Consider the following 25696-nt stretch of genomic DNA (forward strand, 5'->3'; position numbering starts at 1 on the left):
CTGCCGTTCGACTTGCATGTGTAAAGCATGCCGCCAGCGTTCAATCTGAGCCAGGATCAAACTCTTCAGTTCAATCTCTGTTTTCCAACCTTGCGGTTGGGGTCACTCACTCAAAATACTGACGAATTCTCCGAAGAGAATTACGTTTAATATTTGCGCGAGCGTTAGTACTAATAATTTGAGTTGCAGCGCTTTAGTTAAGAAACCAAGCGCCGGGCAAATCTCATCTAACGCCCACACTTATCGACTGTATGTTTTTAAAGAAGTGCTGATCTTTCGATATCGACGAAGCGTTGTGTTCGTCAGCAGCAGAGAAGCGAGATTATCTAGTGTTTCCTGATATCCGTCAACCCCTCGTTTGCATCGCTGTTTCGTTTTCAAACCGTCGCAGCGCTGCGGGGACCGAACTATAGCAAAGCCCAACCACATTTGGCAAGCGTGAATTTTGGCGGCCCGCAACACTTCTTCCTTCTATTCCCAGTTTTATGCAGACTGTCGCAACCCCATGGCGTATCCGCACCGCCTTGCGTACAGTTGCATCATCAGAAAAATCCGAAAGCGCTGCATGTTTCCTCAACCGAAAGCACAAGACATTGCGAGAACCATTTTGAGCTGGCTGCACCGGGGCTTTGATGCCACGGCCACGTGGGTTACCCAGCTATCGTGGTGGAAATTTTTCCTGTTTGCCGCACTGTCGATGATCGCTGCATCGATCTTGCAGGATGAGTTGTTCTCATCCGGCCCGGATGAGGAATACGCGCAAATCGTGCGTGACAAAAAAAACGCCCGCCATTCCGATACCAATATCACCATCGATGACAGCGGCATTCACTTCAATCCGCGCAGCAAAGGGCGCAAGGAATCCGCTTCCGCGGAAGCCCCGGCAGCGCCTGCCGCGCCAGAATTGCCCGCCTCCGCAGCCGCTCCGGCGACACCGGCCCCGCCGGCGCCACCCGAACCACCCGAAGCCCTGCCTTATAAATCAGGCAAGCCCCCAAAACCTGGCCACGCTGCGACCGCCATGCCCGGCGAGGAAGTACACATCGAGTTGCCGCCGCAAATCGGCGAAGAATTATCGAACGCCATTGAAGAAGCCGTTGACGATGCGGCCGAACAAAAAGTGTCGCGCTATCACAAGCAGGCATCAACGTGGTTCAAGAGCTTTATCTTCCTGCTGATCCTTGCGCTGTTCGGCACCAAAGCGCTGATGGGCGGCAAAAAACGGGCAGAAGCGCAAACCCAGTACGCCAATGCTGCAGCGGAACGTGAATCCATGCAGCGCCAGCTCAGTGAAGCCAAGATGCAAATGATGCAGGCACAAGTAGAACCGCACTTCCTGTTCAATACGCTGGCGTCCGTCGAATACCTGATCGAGACAGATCCGCCACGCGCGTCCGCCATGCAGCGCAGCCTGATTAAATACTTGCGCGCCGTGTTGCCGCAAATGCGCGACAGCAGCCTCGTAACAAACCTGGGCCGCGAAGCCGACATGGTGGCCGCTTACCTGGCCCTGCTGAAAATGCGCATGGAAGAGCGCCTCACCATTGATTTCGACATCCCGGAAGGACTCCGTACGGCAGCGTTTCCACCCATGATGCTGCAATCCATGGTGGAAAACGCCATCAAACACGGACTGGAAGGCAAGCCGGAAGGCGGCACGCTGCAAGTGCGCGCCCAGGTGGCGCACAATAAACTGCAAGTCACGGTGGCCGATGACGGTCTCGGCTTTGGCGCCAAGCCCAGCGATGGCACCGGCCTGGGCCTGTCGAATATCCGCGAACGCTTAAAACTGTTGCACGGCAATGCCGGTTCGCTGAATATCGAACCCAACCGCCCCAGCGGCGTGATTGCCACGATCGAAGTACCGTACGCGCTGGCAGCGAAAAAACCAGATTGAAAATCAACCTGATTCATTGAATAATCATTAACCGAACGAATTTTTAACAATATTATGCCAACAGCAATCATTGCCGACGACGAACGCCTGATGCGCGACCAGCTGCGCATGCGCCTGGGACAGGTGTGGCCTGAACTGGAAATCGTCGGCGAAGCAAAAAACGGCGACGAAGCCATTGACCTGGTTGACCAGCTGAATCCGGATTTCACGTTCCTCGATATCCGCATGCCCGGCAAAACCGGCATGGAAGCGGCGGCCGTGATTGGCAATAAAAGCCGTGTCGTATTTGTCACTGCCTACGATGCGTATGCCGTGGAAGCATTTGAGCGCGGCGCAATTGATTACGTGTTGAAACCGCCAGAGCTGGAACGCTTGCAAATCACAGTCGAGCGCTTGAAAGGCCGTCTGGCCGCGCCAGCCGGCGCCACCGCAGCAGCGGGAGGTGGCGACGTCAACGCCAGCGTGGCGGCCATGCTGAACCAGCTGGCGGAAAAGATTGCAGCGCCCAAAAAGACGTATTTGCAATGGATCCAGGCCAGCATCGGCCAGGATTTGCGCATGATCCCGGTGGAAGAAATCCTGTTCTTCCGCTCCGATGAAAAATACACGTGCGTGCAAACGGCGAAATATGAAGCGCTGATCCGCAAACCCGTGCGCGACCTGGCAGAAGAACTGGACCCGGACTTGTTCTGGCAAATCCACCGCGCCACCCTCGTCAACGTCAATGCCATTGAAGGCGTGACACGCGATATCCGTGGCCGCCACCTGGTCATGATCAAGGACCGCACGGAAAAGCTCGAAGTGTCGCGCTCGTTCCTGCACTTGTTCAAGCAAATGTAAGCCGCCGATGAGCGGAATTGCCGCTCATCAACATCCCACCCTTGCTGCTGCGCCAGATCAAATGTGGTGTGGCAGCCCTGCCCTACTTTGTCACCATGGCGGCCCTCTTCCGGCCGCATGGAGGGCATCATGGACCAGCGCAGCAAACCCTCGCGCAGCCGCCGCAATGAACGCAGCATCGGCCGCCGTACCGCAGACACTTCCCCGCTACAAACCGTGCGCGACGATGAGCGCTCCCATATCGCGCGTGAATTGCATGATGATCTGGGCCAATTGCTGGCCACGCTGCGGGTCGACTTGAACTTGCTGGAACGCCAGCCGGCGCTGCCACAGGCGGCAGCCACGCAAGTACACAGCATGGATCAATTGCTGCTGTCCGCCATTACATCCTTGCGGCGCATTGCCAGCAATTTGCGTCCGCGCGCACTGGATGACGGCAGCCTGTATTTCGCGCTGCAAGCCATGTGCCTGGATTTTGCCCGGCGCAATCCTTTGCGCTGTGAGCTGGATGTCGTGGAATCGGAGCTGGGCTTTAGCGATCACTTCAGTACGGCCGTGTTCCGTATTGTGCAAGAGTCGCTGACGAATGTGGCGCGCCACGCAAAAGCGCGGCGCGTGCGGGTTGCCGTGCGGCGCCACGGCGCCAGCTTGCGCATCGTGGTTGAAGACGATGGGGTCGGCTTAACGGACGAAGACTTGCGCAAGCCGCATTCGCTGGGCTTGATCGGCATGCGCGAGCGCGTGCAGGGCTTGAGCGGCGATATGTCGGTGCGGGGCCAGGGCGGCACCCGCATTACCATCGTCCTGCCGCTCCCCTCCGCTTAGAACGAATGACGGATGCCCAGGTTGAAGGCGCTGTCGCCCGAACCTGCTTCGTTGTTATTGCCAACCGTGTAGCCAGCGCCGTTCTTGTTCTTGATACGGGCGTAAGCAACGTAGGCCGTGGTGCGCTTCGACAGCGGGTACAGGTAGCCGACGCCGATCTGGTTCGCGTCCTGGTTGTTGACGGTCTTGTCGTTCATGCGGGTGTACGAAGCGATGATGTTGCCAGCGCCGGCTGGGACGTTCACGCCCAACAGCAAGTTATCACTGTCCGACGAGGCTTTAGGCGCGACTTTGAAGCCGAAGGCGTTTGCCACCGGCACGGACGAGCTGCCGGCGCCCTTGTTGACTTCCCAGCCGAAGAAGGCTTTGACAACTTTGAAATCGTAGTTGGCGGCCAGCAGCGTGTTCTTCGCAGTATCTACGGATGGCTTGCCAACCGTGTCCAGATTGCGGTTGTTGTGCACCAGGCGCACGTTCAGTGCATCTTGCGAGAAGTTCAGGCCCAGGCCGTACTGGCGGCCGGCGGTGTTGCTGCCGGCCTGCTCGCCCAGCGCGTACAGCGCGTCAACGGAGAAGCCGGAGAACGATGGGGTGCTGTACACAATCGAGTTGCTGGCGCGGGTGTTGGCGCCAGCGGTTGGGAACAGGTTCTTGGCGGTGCCAGCGTAGCCGGCGCCGAACGGGTCAGCCACCTGGCTCAGCGCGTTGTACAGCATCGTGTACTGGCGGCCGATGGTCAGCGAGCCCATGTCTTTGGATTTCAGGCCAACGGTGGCGAGGCGGTTGAACAGTGCGCCGCCGGCGTTATCCATCGTGCCGTCATCCGCTTTGAAGCCGTTTTCCAGGTTGAACACGGCTTGCATGCCGTTGCCCAGATCTTCCACGCCACGGAAACCGAGGCGCGATTGACCACCGATGCCGCTGGTGAGCTTGGTGACGCTGCCGGCGGCGCCGCCGCTTTCGCGCACCAGGCCGGCATCAACCAGACCGTAGATGGTCACGTTCGATTGCGCTTGCGCTTGAGCCGAGAACGCGCCGATGAGCAGTGCTGCCAGAGTAAGTTTTTTCACTTGATGATCCATTGTTAGTTGATAGGGTTGTCGCCTGAAACTTGACGGGGCGAATCATGCCTATCAAATACTTCAACAATATGACATCAATAATTTATTTTCAGAAAGACCGTTACTCTCGCTCACATCATTTAAAGCGGCACGTGGCCAACCAATAGTATTCCAGTCGCTCCGTGCGCACTTCGCGGCCGGCCGTGGACAAGCGCTTGCGCAACCAGCTGTCGGACGGGTAATTCTTCATGATTTCAAAGCGTTCGCCATCCGGCGTCGTGCGGAACTGGTACGTGTTGCCATCTGCATCCGTGCGCGCGATCGGCATGCTGACACCTTCCACCTGGTTGCTGTCGAGCAGCACCAGCAAACCATCCTTGCCCAGTTTCGAGCGCAGCAGCGCCAGGTATTTATCCTGTTCCGCACGGCCGATGTGCGACCACCAGCCTGCCGCAAAACATGCGGTAAATTCACCGGCCGGAATATCTGCCAACGTCATCGCATCGCCCTGCCTGAACGTCACCACGTCCGGATCGACGTCGCGCTCCGCCGCCAGCGCCAGCATGTCGGGGCACGAGTCGATGGCTGTCACTGACTTGGCGCCGATGCTGATGTATTCCGTCCAGTAGCCGGAACCGCAAGCCAGCTCCAGCACTTTATGGTTTTGCAACAGTTCAGCCACGGCTTCCTGCAAGGTTTCCAGGTCGTCCTGGCGGTCTTCCTGCTCGTAGACCGCATCGTACGAGCCCGCGCAGCGCGCATAATATGTTTCCAAAGTGTTCATAATTCGTAATTGTCTTTCTCTCCGTGCATAGCCTGCTCGATCAGCTTGCGGTTCAGCGTCGGTGCGAGCAATTCTATGAACGTATAAATATAGGAGCGTAAATAAGCGCCCTGCTTGACAGCTACCCGCGACACATTCATGCCGAACAGGTGGCCCGCAGGGATGGCGCGCAGCGAGCGGTCGCGCTCCGGGTCGAAGGCCATGCCGGCAATCACGCCAATGCCCATCCCCAGTTCCACGTACGTTTTAATGACGTCCGCATCGATGGCTTCCAGCAAGACGTCCGGCTTCAAACCTCTCAGCGAGAACGCGTGGTCGATCTTGCTGCGGCCCGCAAAGGCGCCATCGTAGGTGATCAGCGGGAAAGCTGCAATCTCTTCCAGGGTAATGGTCTTGGAACGCAGCAGCGGATGGTCGGGCGGCACCACCACCACGTGCTCCCATTGATAGCATGGCAAAGTAACAAGATTTTCCATGCCAGCAATGGATTCCGTCGCGATGCACAGGTCGGCCTGGTCTTTTTGCACCATTTCCGCAATTTGGCGCGGGTTGCCTTGCAACAAGGACAAGCGCACTTTCGGGAACTTTTGCATGAAGGCTTGCACCACCTTCGGCAACGTATAGCGCGCCTGCGTATGCGTTGTGGCAATCGTAAAACTGCCGCTGTCCTGCGCCGCATATTCCTTGCCGATACGTTTTAAACTGTCGATTTCCTGCATGATGAGTTCCACCGAACTCAATACCAGGCGGCCGGGTTCCGTCAAACCGCGAATCCGCTTGCCATGCCGGGTAAAAATATCGACGCCTAATTCTTCTTCCAGCTCAATAATGGCCTTGGAAACACCCGGCTGGGAGGTGAACAGGGCTTTGGCGGCATCCGTCAGGTTGTAGTTCTGGCGGACTGCTTCACGGACAAACCGTAATTGGTGAAGGTTCATTGTTGTTCTCGTTATATAGCAATTTGGCGTGCCGGGCCTTCAGGCCGGGCATCCACATCTCAGGCACGTATACGCTATTTTACGCCCATGCTTATACCCAATACGTATATAAGCAAATAAAGACTAAGTAGTTTGGAATAAAGCTGGAGTTTATTACCATTGCGGCTAGTTGGGGATACTTTGTAAGAGCCTGCCCAGGCGCAAGCGAAACTATTAGGAACGATATGTATCAATACGATCATCTCATCGTGCGTGAGCGCATCGCCCAGTACCGCGACCAGGTACGCCGCCGCCTCGCCGACGAGTTGACCGAAGCTGAATTCCTGCCTCTGCGCTTGCAGAACGGCCTGTACTACCAGCGTCACGCTTACATGCTGCGTATCGCCGTGCCATATGGTTTGCTGGCAAGTAAGCAAATGCGCATGTTTGCGCACATTGCACGCAAGTACGACCGTGGTTATGGCCACTTCACGACCCGCCAAAACATCCAGTTCAACTGGATCGAACTGGAACAGACCCCGGATATCCTGACCGACCTCGCTTCCGTGGAAATGCACGCGAACCAGACGTCGGGCAACTGCATCCGCAACACCACCACCGACGAATTCGCCGGCGTGGCTGCGGACGAAGTCGTCGATCCGCGTCCTTATTGCGAAATCCTGCGCCAATGGTCGACGTTCCACCCGGAATTCATCGCCCTGCCGCGTAAATTCAAGGTGGCCGTCAATGGCGCCGCGCAAGACCGCGCCGCCGTGGCCGTGCACGACATCGGCTTGCACGTGGTGAAAAACGATGCCGGCGAGATTGGCTTCCAGGTGGTCGTCGGTGGCGGCCTGGGCCGTACCCCCATCATCGGCACCACCATCCGCGATTTCCTGCCGCGCGAACATTTGCTGACCTATATTGAAGCCGTCATGCGCGTGTACAACCAGTACGGCCGCCGCGACAACAAGTACAAGGCCCGCATCAAGATCTTGCTGAAAGCCGTGGGCGCCGAAGAATTCACGCGCCAGGTGGAAGAAGAATGGACGCACTTGAAAGATGGCCCGCAAACGCTGACCGCTGAAGAAATCGCGCGCATGGAAGCGTTCTTCGCGCCGCCAGCCTACAAGCAATTGCCGAACATCGAGCAAGCGCAAGCCGCCGACAACAAGGCGTTCAGCAACTGGCTCAAGCGCAACGTAAAAGCGCACAAGCAACCCGGCTACGCCGCCGTCGTGCTGTCGCTGAAGAAGACCGGCGTTCCGCCAGGCGACGCCACCGCCGAGCAGATGGACTTCATGGCTGACCTGGCGGACCGCTACAGCTTCGGCGAACTGCGCGTAACCCACGAGCAAAACGTGGTGTTGGCCGACGTCGAGCAATCGCAACTGTTCGCCGTGTGGCAGGAAGCCAAGGCGCACGGCCTGGCCACGCCGAACATCGGCTTGTTGAACGACATGATTTGCTGCCCTGGCGGCGACTTCTGCTCGCTGGCCAACGCCAAGTCCATCCCGATTGCCGCCGCTATTGCAGAGCGCTTCGACGACCTGGACTTCCAGCACGACATCGGCGAAATCGAATTGAACATCTCGGGCTGCATCAACGCCTGCGGCCACCACCACGTCGGCAACATCGGCATCCTGGGTGTGGACAAGGATGGCAGCGAGTGGTACCAGGTGTCGGTGGGCGGTGCGCAAGGCAACAGCACGGCCATCGGCAAGATCATCGGCCCATCGTTCTCCGCGCAGCAAATGCCGGAAGTGATCGACCGTATCTTGAAGGTCTACGTCAAGAACCGTGTCGACGGTGAACGCTTCATTGACACCGCCACGCGCCTGGGCGTTGCACCATTCAAGGACTTTGTTTATGCCACGCCGATTGCCGACACCGGCCGCCTGGTAGGAGAAGATGAGTATGCGTAAGATTATCAAACACCGTGAAATCGTCGAAGACAGCTGGATCGAGCTGCGCGCCGCCGAAGGCGAAGACGCTGCCGCCCTGACGGTGCCCGCTGGCAAGGTCATCGTACCGCTGGCCACGTGGCAAGCCCAGGCCGACGCGCTGACTGCGCGCCGCGCCGCTGGCGAGATCGGCGTCTGGTTCGCCAGCGACGAGCGTGCTGAAACCTTGCAGGGCGAGCTGGACAAATTCGCCGTGGTGGCCGTGGACTTCCCGAAATTCACGGACGGCCGCGGCATGTCCACCGCCTACAACTTGCGCATGCGCCTTGGTTACAAAGGCGAACTGCGCGCCATCGGCGACGTGCTGCGCGACCAGCTGTTCTCGATGAGCCGCGTCGGCTTCAATGCCTACGCCACCCGCCAGGACCGCAGCATCGAAGACGCGTTGAAAGGCTTGACGGACTTCTCCGAGACGTACTCGGCATCCGTGGACCAGCAAGTACCGCTGTTCCGCCGCCATGCACGTGGCGTGCCTGCGGAAACCCTGGAAATCGGCGCCGGCATTTAAGCGAGACCACCATGAGCGATTTAAACACACTGGTGGCCGCCACCACGGCCACACTGGGGCGTATTGCCCGCGATTTCACGCCGGCCGTGTTTGCTTCCAGCCTGGCAGCCGAAGACATGGTGTTGACGGACTTAATCCTGAAGAACAAGCTGAACATCGGCATTTTCTCGCTGGAAACTGGCCGCCTGCATCCGGAAACCCTGGCCATGGTGAACAAGGTCAAGGAAGTATATGGCTATGACATCACCTTGTTCCGTCCGGACACGGCCGCAGTGGATGAGTACGTGGCGAAAAACGGCTTGAACGCGTTTTACGACAGTGTCGAGATGCGCCGCGAATGCTGCCGCATCCGCAAGGTTGAGCCGCTGAAGCAGGCGCTGGCCGGCAACAAGGCATGGGTAACGGGCCAGCGCCGCGCGCAGTCGGCCACCCGTACACAGCTGTGCGTGGAAGAAGATGATCCGGCCCACTTCATGACCAAGTTTAATCCGCTGGCGGACTGGTCCGAGAAGGATGTCTGGGACTATATCAAGAGCAATAACGTGCCGTACAATGCATTGCATGACCAAGGCTTCCCGTCGATCGGCTGCGCGCCCTGCACGCGCGCCATCGAACCTGGCGAAGATGTGCGCGCAGGCCGCTGGTGGTGGGAAAACCCCGAATCCAAGGAATGCGGTTTGCACGTGGTGGACGGCAAACTGGTACGCATCAAATCCGTGAACGCTTGAATCATTGAGCGTTAAAAATAATAGGTACAGAAAATGAATACTGTAGTTGACCGTTACGCTTCGACCATCGGCCTGTCCGAAGTCAATGCGCGCCACCTGGATGCGCTGGAATCGGAAGCCATCCACATCATGCGTGAAGTGGCTGCCGAATGCTCCAACCCTGCCCTGCTGTTCTCCGGCGGCAAGGATTCCGTCGTGCTGCTGCGTATCGCTGAAAAAGCTTTCCGTCCAGGCAAGTTTCCCTTCCCGCTGGTCCACGTGGACACCGGCCACAACTTCCCGGAAGTCATTACCTTCCGCGACAAGCGCGTGGCGGAACTGGGCGAACGCCTGATCGTGGGTTCGGTGGAAGAATCCATCAAAAAAGGCACGGTGCGCCTGCGTAACCCGCAAACGGATTCCCGCAACGCGGCCCAGGCCGTGACCCTGCTGGAAACCATTGCTGAACACGGCTTTGACGCGTGCATCGGCGGCGCCCGCCGCGATGAAGAAAAAGCCCGCGCGAAAGAACGTATCTTCTCGTTCCGCGATGAATTCGGCCAGTGGGACCCGAAAGCCCAGCGTCCGGAACTGTGGGACTTGTATAACACCCGCGTGCACCCAGGTGAAAACATGCGCGTGTTCCCGATCTCGAACTGGACGGAATTGGACGTTTGGCAATACATCGCCCGCGAACGCCTGGAACTGCCACCGATCTACTTCGCGCACGAGCGCCAGGTGATCCCGCGCAACGGTTTGCTGGTGCCGCTGACGGACCTGACACCTGCCCGCGAAGGCGAAACCGTGGAAACGCAAGTGGTGCGCTTCCGTACCGTGGGTGACATTTCGTGCACCTGCCCGGTTTCATCGGATGCGGCAACCGTGGAAGCCATCATTGCTGAAACGGCCGTCACCGATGTCACGGAACGCGGCGCTACCCGGATGGATGACCAGACCTCCGAAGCCTCCATGGAAAAACGCAAGAAAGCAGGGTACTTCTAATGAACGCACGCATTGAAAACACTGGCGACAGCCTGGCGCAAAGCAGCCTGCTGCGCTTCATTACCGCCGGTTCCGTTGACGACGGCAAGAGCACCCTGATTGGCCGCCTGCTGTATGACAGCAAGGGCATTTTCGCCGACCAGTTGGCGGCGGTTTCGCGCGCCAAGAACAAGCGCACCGTGGGCGATACGATTGACTTGTCGCTGCTGACGGACGGCCTGGAAGCGGAACGCGAACAAGGCATCACGATTGACGTGGCCTACCGTTATTTCGCCACGCCGAAGCGCAAGTTCATCATTGCCGACACGCCGGGCCACGAACAGTACACCCGCAACATGGTGACGGGCGCGTCCACCGCGGACGCCGTGATCATCCTGGTCGACGTCTCGAAAGTCAAATTGCGCGAAGATGGCGGCGTGGACTTGCTGGTGCAAACCAAGCGCCACTCGACCATCGCCCACCTGCTGCAAATCGAACACGTGATCGTGGCCGTCAACAAGATGGACCTGGTGAACTATGACCAGGATATCTATGACCGCATCGTCAAGGCGTATGGCGAATTCGCCGCCACCTTGGGCTTGAAAGACATCACCACGATTCCACTGTCGGCCCTGACGGGCGACAACGTGGTGGAAGCCGGCGGCAATATGCCTTGGTACAAGGGCCCGACCCTGATCGACTTGCTGGAAGGCTTGTCGGTGTACGACGAAGCGCACCAGTCGCCATTCCGCTTCCCCGTGCAACTGGTGGCGCGCCACAATGGCCACGAAGCCAACGACTTCCGCGGCTACATGGGCCGTATCGAAGCGGGCAGCGTGAAAGTCGGCGACAAGCTGGTGGTGCAGCCTTCGGGCGTGGAAGCCACAGTGAAGGAAATCGTGACCTTCGACGGCAGCCTGCAGTCGGCTTCGGCCGGCCAGTCGGTCACCATCTTGCTGGAAGAGCACCGCGACATTTCGCGCGGCGACGTGCTGTCGGCCGCCTCGGCGCCGGCCACCCTGCTGAAAAACGTGCAGGCGGACGTGTGCTGGCTGTCGGAAGATGCGCTGGACGTGCGCCGCAAGTACTGGATCAAGCACGGCACCAAGCAAACCATGGCCAAGGTCACCAAGGTCGAGTCCCTGCTGGACATCAACACCCAGCAGCGCAGCGATGCCGAAACGCTGAAGCTGAACGACGTGGCGCGCATTGCGCTGACCGTGCAGCAGCCGCTGGCAGCCGATGACTACACGGCCAGCCGCGCCACCGGCGCCTTCATCCTGATCGATGAAGTGACCCACCAGACTGTCGCTGCGGGCATGATCCGCATCGCGGAATAACCGGGTCGGGATGGGACTCCCCGGTAAGGTCTACCTGATCGGCGCCGGTCCCGGCGCCCAGGACCTCATCACCCTGCGCGGCGCGAAGCTGCTGGCGCAAGCCGATATCGTGCTGCACGATGCGCTGGTGACCGGGGACATGCTGGAACTGTGCCCGCAAGCCGTCAAGGTTTCCGTGGGCAAGCGCTCCGGCCAGCGTTCGATGGCGCAGGATGCCATCAATGAGCAGCTGGTCGCGGCAGCGCGGCAATACCAACTGGTCGTCCGTTTAAAAGGGGGCGACCCCATGCTGTTCGGCCGCGCCGATGAAGAATTGCGCGCGCTGGAAGCCGCCGGGATCGACGTGGAAGTGGTGCCCGGCATTACCACGGCCGTGGCGGCTGCCGCCGCCACCAAACAGCCACTGACCAAGCGCGGCATCGCCCGCAGCGTGGCCTTCTTTACTTCCTCGACCGCGCCGGAACACGCTGCCAGCACGATCATGCCGGACAGCGATACCTTGGTCCAATACATGGGTGGACGCGAAGCGCTGATTACTGCCGAGCGCTTGCTGGCCCAGGGCCGCCGTCCGCAAACCCCGGTGGTCGTCATTGAAAACGTCAGCCGCGCCGACCAGCGCATCTTGCGCATGACGTTGGCCGACCTGGCGCAAGGCTTGGAAACCGCGCATGGCCCGGTGCTGGTGATGGTCGGTGAAGCAATGGCGCAACGCGCGAGACAGCCCGGCGACCAGTAAGCACCGCCAAACTTGCCTTTGTGGCAATTATCAAGTGTAATGGGATTTTTCCGTTCCTGCGACATCCCATGCGCGTCCTTCCATTCCCGCTGCTGGCGCTCTACGCCAGCGTTGCATTTGCCCAAGCCCCTGCCGCTCCTGATGTTCCATTGACTGCCCTGCCCTACACGCCCGGCCTGGATGTGAGTGCGATGGACCGCAATGTGGACCCATGCGAAGACTTTTACCAATACAGCTGCGGCGGCTGGATGCGCAACAACCCGCTTCCCGGCGACCAGAGCGCGTGGAGCGTGTATGCCAAGGTGGCGCAGGATAACCAGCGTTATTTGTGGGGCATCCTGGCATCGCTGGCGGAACAACAGGCAGGCCGCTCGGAAAACCAGCAAAAGATCGGCGATTACTTTGCCGCCTGCATGGATGAATCGGCCATTGAAGCGCGCGGTGCGGCGCCGCTGCAAACCTATCTGGCGAAAATCGCCGCGCTGCCATCCAAGCAGGAATTGCCCGTACTGCTGGCATCGCTGCACAAGGAACTCAGCGCCGCCATATTATTGAGCTTCGGCGCAGGCCAGGACTTGGCCGATGCATCGCAAACCATTGCCTTTACGGGCATAGCCAACGCGGGCTTGCCAGACCGTGATTACTACCTGAAGACCGACCAGCGCTCGAAAGACATGCGCCGGCAATATGTGGCGCACGTGGCCCGCTCGCTGCAGCTGGCCGGCGTGGCGCCTGCCGCCGCGCAACGCCAGGCTGCCGCCATCCTGCAACTGGAAACCGCGCTGGCCAAAGCATCGCTGACGCGCGTGGAACAGCGCGACCCCTATAAACAATTCCACAAGATGGACCGCAAAGGCTTGCAGCAGTTGACGCCATCGTTTGCGTGGGATGCCTACCTGTCCGCCATGGGCCAGGCCAGCCTGGATACGTTCAACGTATCGCAGCCCGCTTACCTGAAAGCACTGGACCGGCAATTGCAAAAACTGCCGCTGGACGGCATCAAGGCATACCTGGCATGGCAAACCACGCGCGTCCTGTCGCCTTACCTGGCGCGCGCGTTTGACGAAGAAAGCTTCAGTTTTTACAAAAAGACCCTGCTGGGCATCCCGCAACAGCAGCCGCGCTGGAAACGGTGCGTGCAGCAGGTGGACCAGCAGCTGGGCGAAGCGCTGGGCCAGGAATTCGTCGCGCGCGCCTTCAGCCCGGAACTGAAAGCGCAAGTGCAGCACATGACGAAGAAAATCGAAGAAGCCATGGCGCAGGATCTGGAGGAATTGACGTGGATGGGCAGCGACACCAAAGCCCGCGCGCGGGAAAAGCTGCACGCGGTGGCCAACAAGATCGGCTACCCCGACAAATGGCGCGATTACAGCAACTATGCCGTGGTCCGCAGCGATTACGCGGCCAACGTCATCAATGGCGCAGCGTTTGAAACGCGCCGCCAGATGGGCAAGATCGGCAAGCCGCTGGACCGGGGCGAATGGGATATGACGCCGCCCACCGTCAATGCGTATTACAACGCGCAAATGAATGACATCAATTTCCCGGCCGGTATCCTGCAGCCGCCGCTGTACGACGCCAAGATGGATGCGGCGCCCAACTATGGCAATACGGGCGGCACCATCGGCCATGAATTGATCCACGGCTTCGATGACGAAGGCCGCCAGTTTGATGCAAAAGGCGATTTGAAAGACTGGTGGGGCAAGAAAGATGCCGCCGCGTTCAACCAGCGCACGCAATGCATCACGGACCAGTACAAACAATACACGGTGGTCGACAACATCAAGATCAACAGCAAGTTGACCCTGGGTGAAGATGCGGCGGACCTGGGCGGCTTGTTGCTGGCGTGGATGGCGTGGAAATCCGATATGGCTGGCATGGCTTTGCAAAACCGCGACGGCTTGACGCCGGAGCAGCGCTTCTTTGTCGGCTACGCGCAATGGACGTGCGAAACGCAGCGGCCGGAGCGCTTGCGCGTCAATGCGGCCACCGATCCCCATTCGCCAGGCAAATACCGCGTCAATGGCGTGGTGGTCAACATGCCGGAATTTGCCAAAGCGTTTGCGTGCAAGCCGGGCCAGGCGATGGTGAAGCCGGCCGGCAAAGTGTGCCGCGTATGGTGACCGCTGAACTGCTAAAATATCGCCTTCGATTTTTCAGGAGGTCCTATGCCGCAGCCTAACGAAGTATTTGAACGCGCCCAGCAAGCCCGCCAGGAAGGGCGTTTCCAGGATGCGCTGACAGACCACCTGTGGCTGCACGAGCATGCGCTGGACGTGTCGCCGGAGTGGAATGGCGTGCGCCTGTCGTTTGCGCTGCGCGACTGGATTTACCTGGCCGAGCAATTCCCGCCTGCCCGCACGGCGCTGCAGGCGATCCGCGACCGCGAAGCGGCCCGCATGCTGCAAGGCGAGGCGTCGGTGGAGCGTTTCCGTGAAGTGGCGTCCATCAATGAAGCGCTGGGCGAAGTACCGGCCACGCACCAGCTGTTCCTGGCACTCGATGCCATCGATGCCGCCATTGCGGAACAGTGCGCGGAACTGGCCATGACGGCGCTGGTCAAATGCGAAGACTTCCAGCTGGCGCGCCGCTTCCTGCCATCGCCGCAACAGCGCATTGCGCAACTGGCGGAACGCTTGAATGGCGCGGCGGAAGCGCTGGCCAGCCAGCCGGCATCGGCCGCGCCTACCCTGCTGGCATTCGTGCTGAACTATGCGAAGGAAGTGCGGCTGGTATTGGCAGTCTTGCGCGGCATGGATGAAGCGGATGAGGCGGACAATATGAAGAAGGCTGCATTGGACGCGATCCGTTCCGACGGCCTGCGCGCCATCATGCAGCGGGAATTGGATAACCCAGGGTCAACGCTGGCGGCCATGGCCAAACAGCAAGAACAAGACGAGCAGGAATAAGTCTTAAGACAAGGCTCCGGCACAGTAATCGGCCATGGCGTTCAACACTTCCGGAGCCTCACCTACCGCAGTGGCCACTGTAAAGCGGATCTGCGGATACTTCGCCTTCAATTCCTCCACCATCACCGGCAAATCGCGCAGCACGTGCCCGCCTTGCCCCAGGAACACCGGCACCAGCGCGATATCAACGACACCTTCCGCCGCCAGCTGATCGACGCGCTCCGGCAAGCGCGGCGACATCAATTCCAGGAACGCCAGCGATACATCCACGTCCGGCAGGCGCGCCTGCGTCATGCCACGCAAGCGTTCAAACGGTGCGGCCCAGCTGGCGGCGCGGGCGCCGTGGGCAAACAGGATCATTGCGCGCTTGGACATCGTCAGTGCCTTTCCACCCACCACAGGGCGCCAATAGCAAGCATCATATACACAATCGATGGCGCCGCCGCCGTCAGGATCGGCGGCCACGTCGACAGCAAGCCAATGTGCGAGAACAGCGTATTGACCAGCATGAAGCTCACGCCAATCATGACGCCAATGAAAATCTTCAGGCTGACGCCGCCGCTGCGCGTGTGCAGATAGGCAAACGGCAGAGCCAGCGCCATCAGCACGAAGATCGCCAGCGGGTCGATCATTTTTTTCCAGAACGCGATCTTGAAGCGGTCGGTTTCCTGCTTGTTTTCCGCCAGGTGGCGCGTATACACGGCCAGTTCATTGGCCGTCATGCGCTCCGGATCGCGGCGCGATACCTGCAAAATCTTGGGCGTGATTTCGGAAACGAAGTCGCGCGTATCCGCCTTCACGGTTTCCACCATGCTGGTTTCCTGGCCAAAGTGATTTTCCACGGTCGCAGCCGCGCCCGATGCCGCCAGGCCCGGATTGCTGAAGCGGCTCTCCGTCACGTCATACAGGCGCCACACGCTGTTGCCCTGGAACGTGGCGCTCTTTGCCTGGATCAGCGAGCGCATACGGAAATTCGTATCGAATTCGTACAGCGTCACATTGACCAGACGGCCATCGGGCCGCACTTCGCGCACGTTGAAGAAGCGCGAACCTTGCACGTCGCCCGTCAAGCCATTGCTCTTGATGACGTCCTTGGTCCACAGGCCGGAGCGGAATTCCGCCGCCACCGTGCTGCCCTGTACCGACAGCTTGACCTTTTCCGCCACCGGCCCCGTGCGCGGCACGATGACTTCGCCGAGGATGTACGCCACCGCCACGATCACGGCGCCGACACGGAACAGCATGCCCGCTGCGCGCCGCGTCGACATGCCTGCAGCACGCATGATGGTGAATTCCGACGACGACGCGAATTGCGCCATCGTATAAATGGTGCCGATCAGCGCCGCCACCGGCAGCACGCGGTAAATCCGCTCCGGCAGCAGGATCGCCACGTACAGGAACGCGTGCTGGATGCCGTAGCCGCCCTTGCCGACTTCCGGCAACTCGCCGGTCAAATCAAAAAATGCCGCCAGACCTAACAACGCCAGCAGGCAGAACGCCACCGCCTGCGCGATCGACGACGCGAAATACCGTTGCAGCACCGTCATTACACACCGCCTTTCGTACGGGCTTGTGCGCCGCCGTTCTTGAAGCGGGCCCACATGGCGCGCGGATGGTAGCGGTGATTGACGTTGGCGCGCCACGCAAACAGGCCGATGACGATCAGCAGGATCAGCAAGTGCAGCGGCCACCACGCCGTGCCGAACATGAATTTGCCCTGCTTGACGTTGCCTTCGAATACCTTGACGAGGTTTTGATACGTGAAGAACACCAGCAGCGCCACGATCAGGTTGGCCGAACTGCCCGCGCGGGGATTGACGAAGCCTAGCGGGATCGCCAGCAACAGCAGCAACGTGCACATGATGGGGATCGACAGGCGCCACAGTACCTCGGCGCGCGCCAGCGGGCCCGGGTCCTTTAACAAATCGCTGCTGGTCATGGCTTCGACCTTTTGCGCGGACGCGCTGACGGCTTCCTGGCTGGCCACGCGCATGCTGTACTTTTCAAATTCCATGGTCTGGAATTCCGGGCTGCCTGGCTGGCCCTGATAGCGGCGGCCATTCTTCAATTCCAGGAAGCGGGTGCCGTCCGGCGCTTCGGTGATTGACCCTTCCTTGGCCACGACGATGGCCGTGCCTTTTTCATCGACCGTGTTGACGAACACGTTGTGTACGACGGCCGTCTGGCCGGACACGCCTTCGACAAAGAAGATACGGTTGCTGGACGCGGATTCGCGGAACTGGCCCGGCGAAACCTGCTGCAAGTCTTCCCGCTTCTGGAAGCGGTCCGTGTATTCAATACTCTTTTGCTTGGCCCACGGCGTCGCATAAAACGCCAGCAGCGCCGTCAGCAGCACGATCGGCATGCCGAAGGTCAGCACCGGACGGATCCAGCGGGTCAGGCTCAGTCCGGACGCGAACCACACCACCATTTCAGAGTCGCGGTAAGTGCGCGTCACCACCATCAGCACAGAAATAAAGCTGGTGAGGATCAGTACTGTTGGCAGATAATTCAGAGCTGCGAACGCAAGCAGTGCAATGACGTCTTCAGACGCCACTTTGCCGCCGGCGGCTTTGCCGAGGATCGTGATCAGCGTCCAGGTGACGCTGATGGAGAACAGTACCGTGAAGGAGGCCCCGGCCGCACTCGCCAGCTCGCGTTGAAGGGCACGTTGAAAAATCATTCGAAAGTTTATAATTCGGGTCGGTAAAAATTAATCTGCGGCAGAGGCCATAAGCCGATGCGCATGAACACCGCAACATCACGGAGAAATCTAATGGACTTTAGCATAAAAGCATTCGACGCAAAAAACACCATCACGTCCGCCAAAACCGGCTGCGTGGCTGTCGGCGTCTATGAAAACAAGAAGCTGACGGCTGAGGCAAAAGCCCTCGATGGCAAAGGTGAAATCACCGCTGCGCTGAAGTCCGGCGACATCACCGGCAAAGCCGGCACCACCCTGCTGCTGCGCGCAATCCAAGGCGCCGCGGCGGAACGCGTACTGCTGGTGGGCCTGGGCGCCGATGAACCGGTCAGCGAAAAAAGCTTCACTTCCGGTGTCAACGCTGCCATCAAGGCTTTCTCCACCCTGGGAGCAGCGGACGCCATTATCGCATTACCGCTGACGGAAGTGAAAGACCGCGACACCGCGTGGGCCATCCGCGCCGTGGTGCAGGCAGGCCGCGAAGCGGTTTACCGCAGCGATACGCAAAAGAGCAAGAAAGACCCGGCCTACGCGGGCGTGAAGAAACTGGCGCTGTCCGTGCCGAACAATGCCGCCAACAAAACCGCGCTGGCGCAAGCCATTGCCATTGCCAACGGCATGGAACTGACCAAGGATCTGGGCAACCTGTCGGCCAACGTCTGCACCCCGACTTACCTGGCCAACGTGGCCAAGAAGCTGGCCAAGGACTACAAGTTTGAAGTGGAAATCCTGGACCGCAAGCAGCTGGAAGCGCTGAAAATGGGCAGCTTCCTGTCCGTGACGGCCGGTTCCGAACAGCCGCCGAAGTTCATCGTGCTCAAGCACAAAGGCGGCAAGGCCAAGGATGCGCCGGTGGTACTGGTCGGCAAAGGCATCACGTTCGATACGGGCGGCATCTCCATCAAGGCCGGTCCTGGCATGGATGAGATGAAATACGACATGTGCGGCGCCGCGTCCGTGCTGGGCACCTTCCGCGCCATCGGTGAAATGGGCCTGGACCAGAACGTCATCGGTATCGTGGCAGCGTGCGAAAACATGCCGTCGGGCCGCGCCACCAAACCGGGCGACATCGTCACGTCGATGAATGGCCTGACCATTGAAATCCTGAACACCGACGCCGAAGGCCGTTTGATTCTGTGCGACGCGCTGACGTACGCCGAGCGCTTCAACCCGGCCGCCGTGATCGACATCGCCACCCTGACCGGCGCGTGCATTGTGGCGCTCGGCCATCACCACAGCGGCGTGTTTGCGCGCGACGACGACGCCGGCAACAAGCTGGCGGACGGCTTGCTGTCGGCAGGCAAGGCTACCGGCGACACGGCATGGCGCTTGCCGATCGGCGAGCAGTACAACGAACAGTTGAAATCGAACTTTGCGGACCTGGCCAACATTGGCTCGCCGGGCGGCGCATCGTGCACGGCTGCAGCCTTCCTGGAAAACTTCACGCGCAAATATGCTTGGGCGCACGTGGACATCGCCGGCACCGCATGGAAGTCGGGCGCGGCAAAAGGCGCTACGGGCCGTCCAGTACCGCTGCTGACCACTTTCCTGCTGAACCGCTGATCCGGGCTCACAGACGTTAAAAAGGGCGCTACGGCGCCCTTTTTACGTGTCAATAGACGATCCTTCCTTCCGGCGGCGCATAGCGGGGATCCGGCGCATCATGCCGCAGCACCACTGTCACGGTCGCGGGATATTCAAAGCCCCGCCCTGTTTCGCGGTCCAGCTTATTCCCCAGACCGGCCGTGAACACATAATTCCCCCACAGCGTACGGTCCTGGCGCGCTCCCACCATTTCGTCGGACGCGGCGCCATCCTTGCGGCAATCCACGCGCAGCGGTCCCGCCGCCTTTTTCACGGTGACTTTCGCGGGCGTCAGGACAAACCAGCGTCCGGCCGCGTTCGACAGCACGCAGCCGACGCCATCAACCGGCTTGTAATCAAGCACAGCTTGCACCAGCAAGGTTTGATTGGACGACTGGGTCAGCGTGCCGCAGCCCGCCACAGCAGCGGATGCGGCCAGCGCGGCCCATAACATAAAGCGTGGCATGTGAGCCTTTAGCGGCGGACAGGCACCGGCAAACTGGCCGGCACAGGCACGGCGGTCACGCTGTTTTTCGGGCTGCCATCGACCAGACGGTCCGAATACACGAGGTAGACCAGCGCGTTGCGTTTCACATCCACCATGCGCACGACCCGTACATGCTTGAAAAAGATGGACGCGCGTTCAGTGAATACTTCCTCTTGCAACGGCAGCGGCGCGCTGAACTTGAGGTCCCCCACCTGGCGGCAGGCAACGGAAGAATCGGCCTTGTCTTCGGCCAGGCCGATGGCGCCTTTGATGCCACCGGTTTTTGCACGGGAAAGGTAACAGCTGACGCCCGCCACGCGCGGGTCGTCAAAGACGTCGACCACAATTTTGTGGTCTGGGCCCAACAGCTTGAAAGCGGTATCGACCGATCCGACAGTTTCTGCCGGAACGGCGGCGGCAATGCTCCACAGCAGCGCCGCAGCGGCTGTCTGCCATAGGCGCATCCACAGGCGCATCAGCGCTCGGCCGCCTTGCTGTCGTTGGTTTTACGCACGGAGGCGGCAGCGCTTGGCTGCGGCGCGGAACCCGTCCGCAGGTTTTGAATCACCTTGCGGATATCGTCCATGCCAGATTCACCATCCAGGCTCATAAACGCGGCCAGGACTTCATTGAGTACCTGGTTACGCACGGCAGCCTGGTCCTGCTCAATCACAGGAGGGCGCTGTGCGGCGGCACGCGCCACGGCAGGCTTTTCAGCTGCATCTTTCGCAGCTGACTTGCGGCCCGCCGGCGCTTTGCCGTGTTCCAGCGCCGCTTGCCAGATTACCCAGCGGCGTTGCGTTTCAAAGACCAGATATTCGTCTGGTTTGTCTTCGCGCCGGCGAACAATATGTCCGTCGCGCTGCGCCCATGCTTCGAATGCAGATCGCATTTTAGTCCTTTACCAATGCTTCACGCATGAATTCACTGTTTAACAACTATTTCCCAATAGTACCATTTCTTGACGCACTCCAACACATTTGTGTCAAAAAAGTTACTCATGGAAAAATCCAGTTCCTACCCTGACAACTATCAGTATATTTCGCTTTTCGGCAGCCGTTTATGGAATCTTAGTACCAATTTGATAACTATGAAGCATTAACGGCAATTTTTTTTAGAGTTGTTACATTTTGCAACACGATTCGTCGTTTGAGACACACATACATAGCGTATTTGTCCAGCACGTTCAGCACGTATAATGCCGTCCCAGAGAAAAACTTGCCAACACGATAGGATGCCCCGATGAAATTAGCCACCTGGAACGTGAATTCACTGAACGTTCGCTTGCCCCACGTCTTGAAATGGCTGGCAGAAAACCCAGTTGACATCTTGTGCATCCAGGAAACCAAGCTGACGGACGATAAATTCCCGGTGGCAGCGATCCAGGAAGCCGGTTACCACGTCGTGTTCAGCGGGCAAAAGACGTATAACGGCGTGGCCATCCTATCGAAGCACCCGATTGCCGACGTGGTCGTCAACAATCCCCATTACGAAGACGTGCAGCAGCGCATTCTTGCCGCCACCATTGAAGGCATGCGCATTGTATGCGCGTATGTGCCGAACGGCCAGGCGGTCGGTACCGATAAGTACGAATACAAGCTGGGCTGGCTGAAATCGTTCCGCGACTGGCTGGAAGCAGAGGCCGCCATCCACCCTAACCTGGCCGTGCTGGGCGACTATAACATCGCGCCGGACGACCGTGACGTGCATGACCCGGTGTTGTGGGCGGATCAGGTGCTGTGCTCGGTACCGGAGCGCACTGCCCTGCAGGCGCTGTTCGACCTGGGCCTGTGCGATTCGTTCCGCCTGTTCGAGCAGGCGGAAAAGACGTTCAGCTGGTGGGATTACCGCATGCTGGGCTTCCAGAAAAACAAGGGCGTGCGGATCGACCACATTTTACTGTCGGCGCCGCTGGCCAAGCGCTGCGTATCGTGCGTGGTGGACCGTGCGCCGCGCAAGTGGGAACAGCCGTCGGACCATGCGCCCGTCATTGCGACGCTGAGCGTTTAAATTCAGGCGGCCGCGCGCCGCTCCAGCATATGTACCGCGTTGTTGCGCGGTACCGGCTGCGAGAACAGATACCCCTGCGCATACTGGCACCCCTGCGCCTGCAACAGCGCAAACTGCCCTTCCGTCTCCACCCCTTCCGCCACCACGGACAATTGCAGGCTGTCCGACAGGGCAATGATGGCGGCCACGATGGCGCGGTCTTCCGCGCTCTCTTCCAGGTCTTTGATAAAGGCCCGGTCGATCTTGATTTTCTTGACAGGGAAACGCTTCAGGTACGCCAGGCTGGAATAGCCGGTGCCGAAGTCGTCAATCGACAGGCGGATCCCCATCGCATTGATCTGCCCCAGGATTTCCATCGTGTGTTCACCGTGCTGCATCAGCGCGGTTTCCGTGATTTCAAATTCAATCATCGACGGATCGATGCCCGTTTCATCGAGGATGCGGCGGATGGAGTCCACCAGCCCACGGTGCATGAACTGGCGCGGCGACAGGTTCACGGCCAGCGGCACCGGCTCCAGCCCCATGCGCTGCCATTCCATGCTTTGTTCGCACGCGCGCCGCATCACCCACTCGCCAATCGGCACGATCAAGCCATTTTCTTCGATCAGCGGGATAAAGCTGTCCGGCATCACGAGGCCCTGGCCCGGCCTGCGCCACCGCAGCAGCACTTCCATCGTGTGCACGCGGCGCGTCGCGATATCGATAATCGGCTGGAAGTGCGGCTCGAACTGGCCCAGCGCCAGCGCACTGCGCAAATTGCTTTCCATTTCGAAGTGCTGGGCCGCCGCCAGGTTCATCTTTTGCGTGAAGAACTGGTAATTGTTGCGGCCAGAAGCCTTGGCGTGGTACATGGCGCCATCCGCATGGCGCATCAAGGTTTCCACGTCGGCGCCGTCGTCCGGATACACGCAAATGCCGATCGATGGCGTGATGTGCAGCATGCGTCCCTCCAGCGGGAAAGGCGCAGCCAGTGCTTCAATGATTTTTTCCGCCACGCGCGCCGCTTCATCCGTCGAGCGGATGCCCGGCACCAGCACGACGAATTCATCGCCGCCCAGGCGCGCCACCGTATCGCTGGCGCGCACGGCGCGGCACAGGCGGCTCGCCACTTCCTTCAGCAGCTGGTCGCCCGTCAAATGGCCCAGTGAATCGTTGATGGTTTTAAAGCGGTCCAGGTCCAGGAACATGACCGCCAGGCGGCGGTCCGAACGCTGAGCAGCCAGCATCGCGCGGTCCAGCCGGTCGGCCAGCAGCGCGCGGTTCGGCAAGCCTGTCAAACTGTCGTGGTACGCCATGTGGTGCACGCGCGCTTCGGCCTGGCGCCGTTCGACGATTTCGCCCTGCAGCAGCGCATTGGCGCCCGCCAGTTCCGCCGTGCGCTCCAGCACGCGCACTTCCAGCTCATCGCGCGCCCGCTTCAGCGCTTCATCGGCGGCGCGGCGTTCCGTGATGTCATCGACCAGCCAGACAGAACGTCCTTTCGGCTGCGACAAGTCAAATGGCCGGCCTGACAGGCGGGCCCAGAACCGGCTGCCATCCTTGCGCACCAGCAGGTGCTCGGACATGTTGACGCGCCCCGCTTCGAAGTCGCGCGCGGTTTCCTTGCGCGCCGCGTCCCACGAAGCACGGTCGGCATAAAACGCCTGCACGCTGAGGTTGGCCATTTCGCCCGTGCCATAGCCAAACAATTCTTCCATTTTGCGGTTGCAGCGCAAGTTGTAGCCGTTTTCGCAAACGGAAATCCCCAGCACGGCGGAATCCAGGATCGCTTCATTTTCCAGCAAGGCATTACGCAGCGATTCTTCCGCCAGTTTATGTTCGGTGCGGTCTTCCACGATCCAGATCGTGCCCTGGCTGGGGTCTTCCGGATTGACCACATAGGCGATCAATTGCGCCCAGAACGTCGTGTTATCCTTGCGCCGCATTTCCACTTCCGTCTGGAATGGCTTGCCCTGCGCCAGCAGCGGGCCGGCTGACGCGCCCAGCGCCTCGTACGCAGCCATCGATGGATACAGCGAATGGCCGGGCATACCCAGCCCTTCATCGCCGTCATAGCGGAACATGTCGCCAAAGCCCCGGTTATAACGGGTAATGATGCGGTTTTTCGTGAACAGGATGGAAATCGACGCATTGGTCATGATGGCTTCGATTTCCATCTGCGTCTGGCGCGACTGCGTAATGTCTTCCATGATCCAGATGGTGCCGCCATCGGCCACCTGGCTGACAGCCTGGGCCCGCGTGCGGCACCAGATCAGCGTCCCATCCTTGCGGCGGAACTGCATTTCCTTTTTCTCATACGGCAAGCCGGCGCCCAGCACCGGCCCCGCCTCCATGCCGAACTGGCTATACACTTCAGGCGACTCAAACAATTCCATGGCCGGGCGGCCATACAGTTCGTCGCGTGTATAGCCGAACATGTCGGCAAAGCCCGGATTGCACGTCAACATACAGCGCTGCTTGGTGAACAGGATGCCCACCGATGCATTGTCGAGAATGGCGCGCTGTTCCAGCACCATTTGCTGCATCGATTGTTCCGCTTCCTTTTGCTCGCTGATGTCTTCAATGATCCACACGGTGCCTTCCGACATGTCGGACGGATCCAGCGCGCGGCCATAGACACGGGCCCAAAACAATTCGCCGCCATTGCGGCGCAACCGCGTCTCGGTGCGGAATGAAATGCCCTGTTCCATCAGCGGACGCGATGCTTCGATCAGCTCGATGCGCGCGGCATCGCTCGGATACAGGATGTTGCCGCTTTCGCCCTCCAGCTCATGGCGCGCATAGCCAAACATTTCCGCCGCGCGGATATTGCATTCGAGGATATAGCCGGCTTTGCCGAAAATGATGCCGACTGCCGCGTTTTCCAGGATCGCCTGCTGCTCCAGCAACGCCTTGCGCAGCGCGCGCTGGTCGCGCTGGAACACGCCGATATCGTGGAATACCATCATGGCGCCCCCGGGCAGCACTTCTGCGGGCAGCGGCTTTAAACGGGTTTGCACGGCCACATACTGGCCATCTTTATGGGCGATGCAGCTTTCCCACTGGCGGGGCTTGCCCTGCGCCAGCGCCTGCTTCCACTGCAATTGGCTGTCAGTCTGCACGTGGCGCGCCCACAGGTCCGCCACCGGGCGGCCGGCCTGCGGCTGCCCCAATAACGCATCCAGTTCTTCGCTGGACGCCACGATCCTGCCTTCCGCATCGCACGCGCAAGCGGGCAAACCTGCCAATTGCAGGGCAAATGCGACGGATTCCGAATGAGGCGGTACAGCGTTCATTAACACCAGGGCACCTTGCAAAAAACGCCGTCTGTCCAAGGCAGGCAGCGTCGTTGCCAGATCATAACCACATTCCTTTATCTATGCTACCGATGGGTTCCGACTGCCGCCTCTAAATAGCAGAAAGCCCGGTGCAGCAAGGCCGAACCGGGCTTTCTTACAACACG

The 25696-nt window shown here is 59.7% G+C and carries 23 protein-coding genes and 1 rRNA gene; 13 read left to right on the top strand and 11 right to left on the bottom strand.

What is annotated here, in order from left to right; translation table 11 throughout:
• Window positions 1–72, bottom strand: a 16S ribosomal RNA gene (locus GM668_RS27010); the annotation flags it as partial.
• Between the two features lie 493 nt (window positions 73–565).
• On the opposite strand from GM668_RS27010, the gene GM668_RS27015 reads away from it, so the two are divergent.
• The 3 genes from GM668_RS27015 to GM668_RS27025 all read left to right on the top strand — a co-directional run bounded on the left by GM668_RS27015 (window position 566) and on the right by GM668_RS27025 (window position 3562).
• Window positions 566–1897 carry a sensor histidine kinase gene (locus tag GM668_RS27015; RefSeq protein ID WP_155442080.1) on the top strand — a complete coding sequence of 444 codons (1332 nt, stop codon included), beginning with the start codon at window positions 566–568 and terminating at the stop codon, window positions 1895–1897.
• Between the two features lie 54 nt (window positions 1898–1951).
• The gene (locus GM668_RS27020; RefSeq protein ID WP_155442081.1) at window positions 1952–2737 is read left to right on the top strand and encodes a LytR/AlgR family response regulator transcription factor; all 786 of its coding nucleotides are present in this window, start codon (window positions 1952–1954) and stop codon (window positions 2735–2737) included.
• Window positions 2738–2866: 129 nt separating this feature from the next.
• Complete coding sequence (locus tag GM668_RS27025) at window positions 2867–3562, top strand: sensor histidine kinase (protein ID WP_170305862.1); 696 nt, start codon at window positions 2867–2869, stop codon at window positions 3560–3562.
• Here the strand turns inward: GM668_RS27025 and GM668_RS27030 are convergent.
• The 3 genes from GM668_RS27030 to GM668_RS27040 form a co-directional block, all read right to left on the bottom strand.
• Complete coding sequence (locus GM668_RS27030; RefSeq protein WP_371868786.1) at window positions 3559–4632, bottom strand: porin; 1074 nt, start codon at window positions 4630–4632, stop codon at window positions 3559–3561. The genes GM668_RS27025 and GM668_RS27030 overlap by 4 nt on opposite strands.
• A 127-nt stretch (window positions 4633–4759) precedes the next feature.
• Entirely contained in the window at window positions 4760–5407 is a 648-nt protein-coding gene (locus tag GM668_RS27035) for a class I SAM-dependent methyltransferase (RefSeq protein WP_155442083.1), read from the bottom strand.
• Window positions 5404–6345 carry a CysB family HTH-type transcriptional regulator gene (locus GM668_RS27040; protein ID WP_155442084.1) on the bottom strand — a complete coding sequence of 314 codons (942 nt, stop codon included), beginning with the start codon at window positions 6343–6345 and terminating at the stop codon, window positions 5404–5406. Before GM668_RS27040 ends, GM668_RS27035 begins: the two co-directional genes overlap by 4 nt.
• A gap of 224 nt (window positions 6346–6569) precedes the next feature.
• Here GM668_RS27040 and GM668_RS27045 point away from each other — a divergent pair, with 224 nt between their 5' ends.
• The 8 genes from GM668_RS27045 (at window position 6570) to GM668_RS27080 (ending at window position 15469) form a co-directional block, all read left to right on the top strand.
• The gene (locus GM668_RS27045) at window positions 6570–8249 is read left to right on the top strand and encodes a nitrite/sulfite reductase (protein WP_155442085.1); all 1680 of its coding nucleotides are present in this window, start codon (window positions 6570–6572) and stop codon (window positions 8247–8249) included.
• The gene (locus tag GM668_RS27050; protein WP_155442086.1) at window positions 8242–8796 is read left to right on the top strand and encodes a DUF934 domain-containing protein; all 555 of its coding nucleotides are present in this window, start codon (window positions 8242–8244) and stop codon (window positions 8794–8796) included. Before GM668_RS27045 ends, GM668_RS27050 begins: the two co-directional genes overlap by 8 nt.
• 11 nt (window positions 8797–8807) lie before the next feature.
• Window positions 8808–9524 (top strand): phosphoadenylyl-sulfate reductase, encoded by a 717-nt coding sequence (locus tag GM668_RS27055; RefSeq protein WP_155442087.1) that lies wholly within the window; start codon window positions 8808–8810, stop codon window positions 9522–9524.
• Between the two features lie 33 nt (window positions 9525–9557).
• Entirely contained in the window at window positions 9558–10505 is a 948-nt protein-coding gene (gene cysD, locus GM668_RS27060; RefSeq protein ID WP_155442088.1) for a sulfate adenylyltransferase subunit CysD, read from the top strand.
• The gene (locus GM668_RS27065) at window positions 10505–11824 is read left to right on the top strand and encodes a sulfate adenylyltransferase subunit 1 (RefSeq protein WP_155442089.1); all 1320 of its coding nucleotides are present in this window, start codon (window positions 10505–10507) and stop codon (window positions 11822–11824) included. The genes cysD and GM668_RS27065 overlap by 1 nt, the downstream gene beginning before the upstream one ends.
• 10 nt (window positions 11825–11834) lie before the next feature.
• Window positions 11835–12560, top strand: a complete 726-nt coding sequence (gene cobA, locus GM668_RS27070) for a uroporphyrinogen-III C-methyltransferase (protein WP_155442090.1) — start codon at window positions 11835–11837, stop codon at window positions 12558–12560.
• A gap of 68 nt (window positions 12561–12628) precedes the next feature.
• Window positions 12629–14683 carry a M13 family metallopeptidase gene (locus tag GM668_RS27075; RefSeq protein ID WP_155442091.1) on the top strand — a complete coding sequence of 685 codons (2055 nt, stop codon included), beginning with the start codon at window positions 12629–12631 and terminating at the stop codon, window positions 14681–14683.
• A gap of 45 nt (window positions 14684–14728) precedes the next feature.
• Complete coding sequence (locus GM668_RS27080) at window positions 14729–15469, top strand: hypothetical protein (RefSeq protein ID WP_155442092.1); 741 nt, start codon at window positions 14729–14731, stop codon at window positions 15467–15469.
• 3 nt (window positions 15470–15472) lie between these two features.
• On the opposite strand, the gene GM668_RS27085 is transcribed toward GM668_RS27080, so the two are convergent.
• The 3 genes from GM668_RS27085 to lptF are packed head-to-tail and all read right to left on the bottom strand — an operon-like array spanning window position 15473 to window position 18152.
• Window positions 15473–15844, bottom strand: a complete 372-nt coding sequence (locus GM668_RS27085) for a sirohydrochlorin chelatase (protein ID WP_155442093.1) — start codon at window positions 15842–15844, stop codon at window positions 15473–15475.
• A gap of 2 nt (window positions 15845–15846) precedes the next feature.
• Entirely contained in the window at window positions 15847–17016 is a 1170-nt protein-coding gene (lptG, locus tag GM668_RS27090; protein WP_155442094.1) for an LPS export ABC transporter permease LptG, read from the bottom strand.
• Window positions 17016–18152 carry an LPS export ABC transporter permease LptF gene (gene lptF / locus GM668_RS27095; protein ID WP_155442095.1) on the bottom strand — a complete coding sequence of 379 codons (1137 nt, stop codon included), beginning with the start codon at window positions 18150–18152 and terminating at the stop codon, window positions 17016–17018. Before lptF ends, lptG begins: the two co-directional genes overlap by 1 nt.
• A 93-nt stretch (window positions 18153–18245) precedes the next feature.
• On the opposite strand from lptF, the gene GM668_RS27100 reads away from it, so the two are divergent.
• Complete coding sequence (locus tag GM668_RS27100) at window positions 18246–19736, top strand: leucyl aminopeptidase (protein WP_155442096.1); 1491 nt, start codon at window positions 18246–18248, stop codon at window positions 19734–19736.
• Window positions 19737–19785: 49 nt separating this feature from the next.
• Here GM668_RS27100 and GM668_RS27105 read toward each other — a convergent pair whose 3' ends face one another.
• Genes GM668_RS27105 through GM668_RS27115 form a run of 3 tightly spaced genes read right to left on the bottom strand, consistent with a single transcriptional unit; the run spans window position 19786 to window position 21136 of the window.
• On the bottom strand, window positions 19786–20223 hold the full coding sequence (locus tag GM668_RS27105; protein ID WP_229499969.1) for a hypothetical protein: 438 nt from the start codon (window positions 20221–20223) through the stop codon (window positions 19786–19788).
• A gap of 8 nt (window positions 20224–20231) precedes the next feature.
• A complete protein-coding gene (locus GM668_RS27110) occupies window positions 20232–20720 on the bottom strand; it encodes a CreA family protein (RefSeq protein WP_371868787.1) in 489 nt (162 codons plus the stop codon).
• On the bottom strand, window positions 20720–21136 hold the full coding sequence (locus GM668_RS27115) for a phiTE_015 family protein (RefSeq protein ID WP_229499971.1): 417 nt from the start codon (window positions 21134–21136) through the stop codon (window positions 20720–20722). The genes GM668_RS27110 and GM668_RS27115 overlap by 1 nt, the downstream gene beginning before the upstream one ends.
• A 350-nt stretch (window positions 21137–21486) precedes the next feature.
• On the opposite strand from GM668_RS27115, the gene xth reads away from it, so the two are divergent.
• Complete coding sequence (gene xth, locus GM668_RS27120) at window positions 21487–22254, top strand: exodeoxyribonuclease III (RefSeq protein WP_155442097.1); 768 nt, start codon at window positions 21487–21489, stop codon at window positions 22252–22254.
• Window positions 22255–22256: 2 nt separating this feature from the next.
• On the opposite strand, the gene GM668_RS27125 is transcribed toward xth, so the two are convergent.
• Complete coding sequence (locus GM668_RS27125; RefSeq protein WP_155442098.1) at window positions 22257–25529, bottom strand: bifunctional diguanylate cyclase/phosphodiesterase; 3273 nt, start codon at window positions 25527–25529, stop codon at window positions 22257–22259.
• Between the last annotated feature and the right edge of the window lie 167 nt (window positions 25530–25696).

This window comes from Pseudoduganella ginsengisoli (assembly GCF_009720865.1).
Taxonomy (GTDB): Bacteria; Pseudomonadota; Gammaproteobacteria; order Burkholderiales; family Burkholderiaceae_D; genus Rugamonas; species Rugamonas ginsengisoli.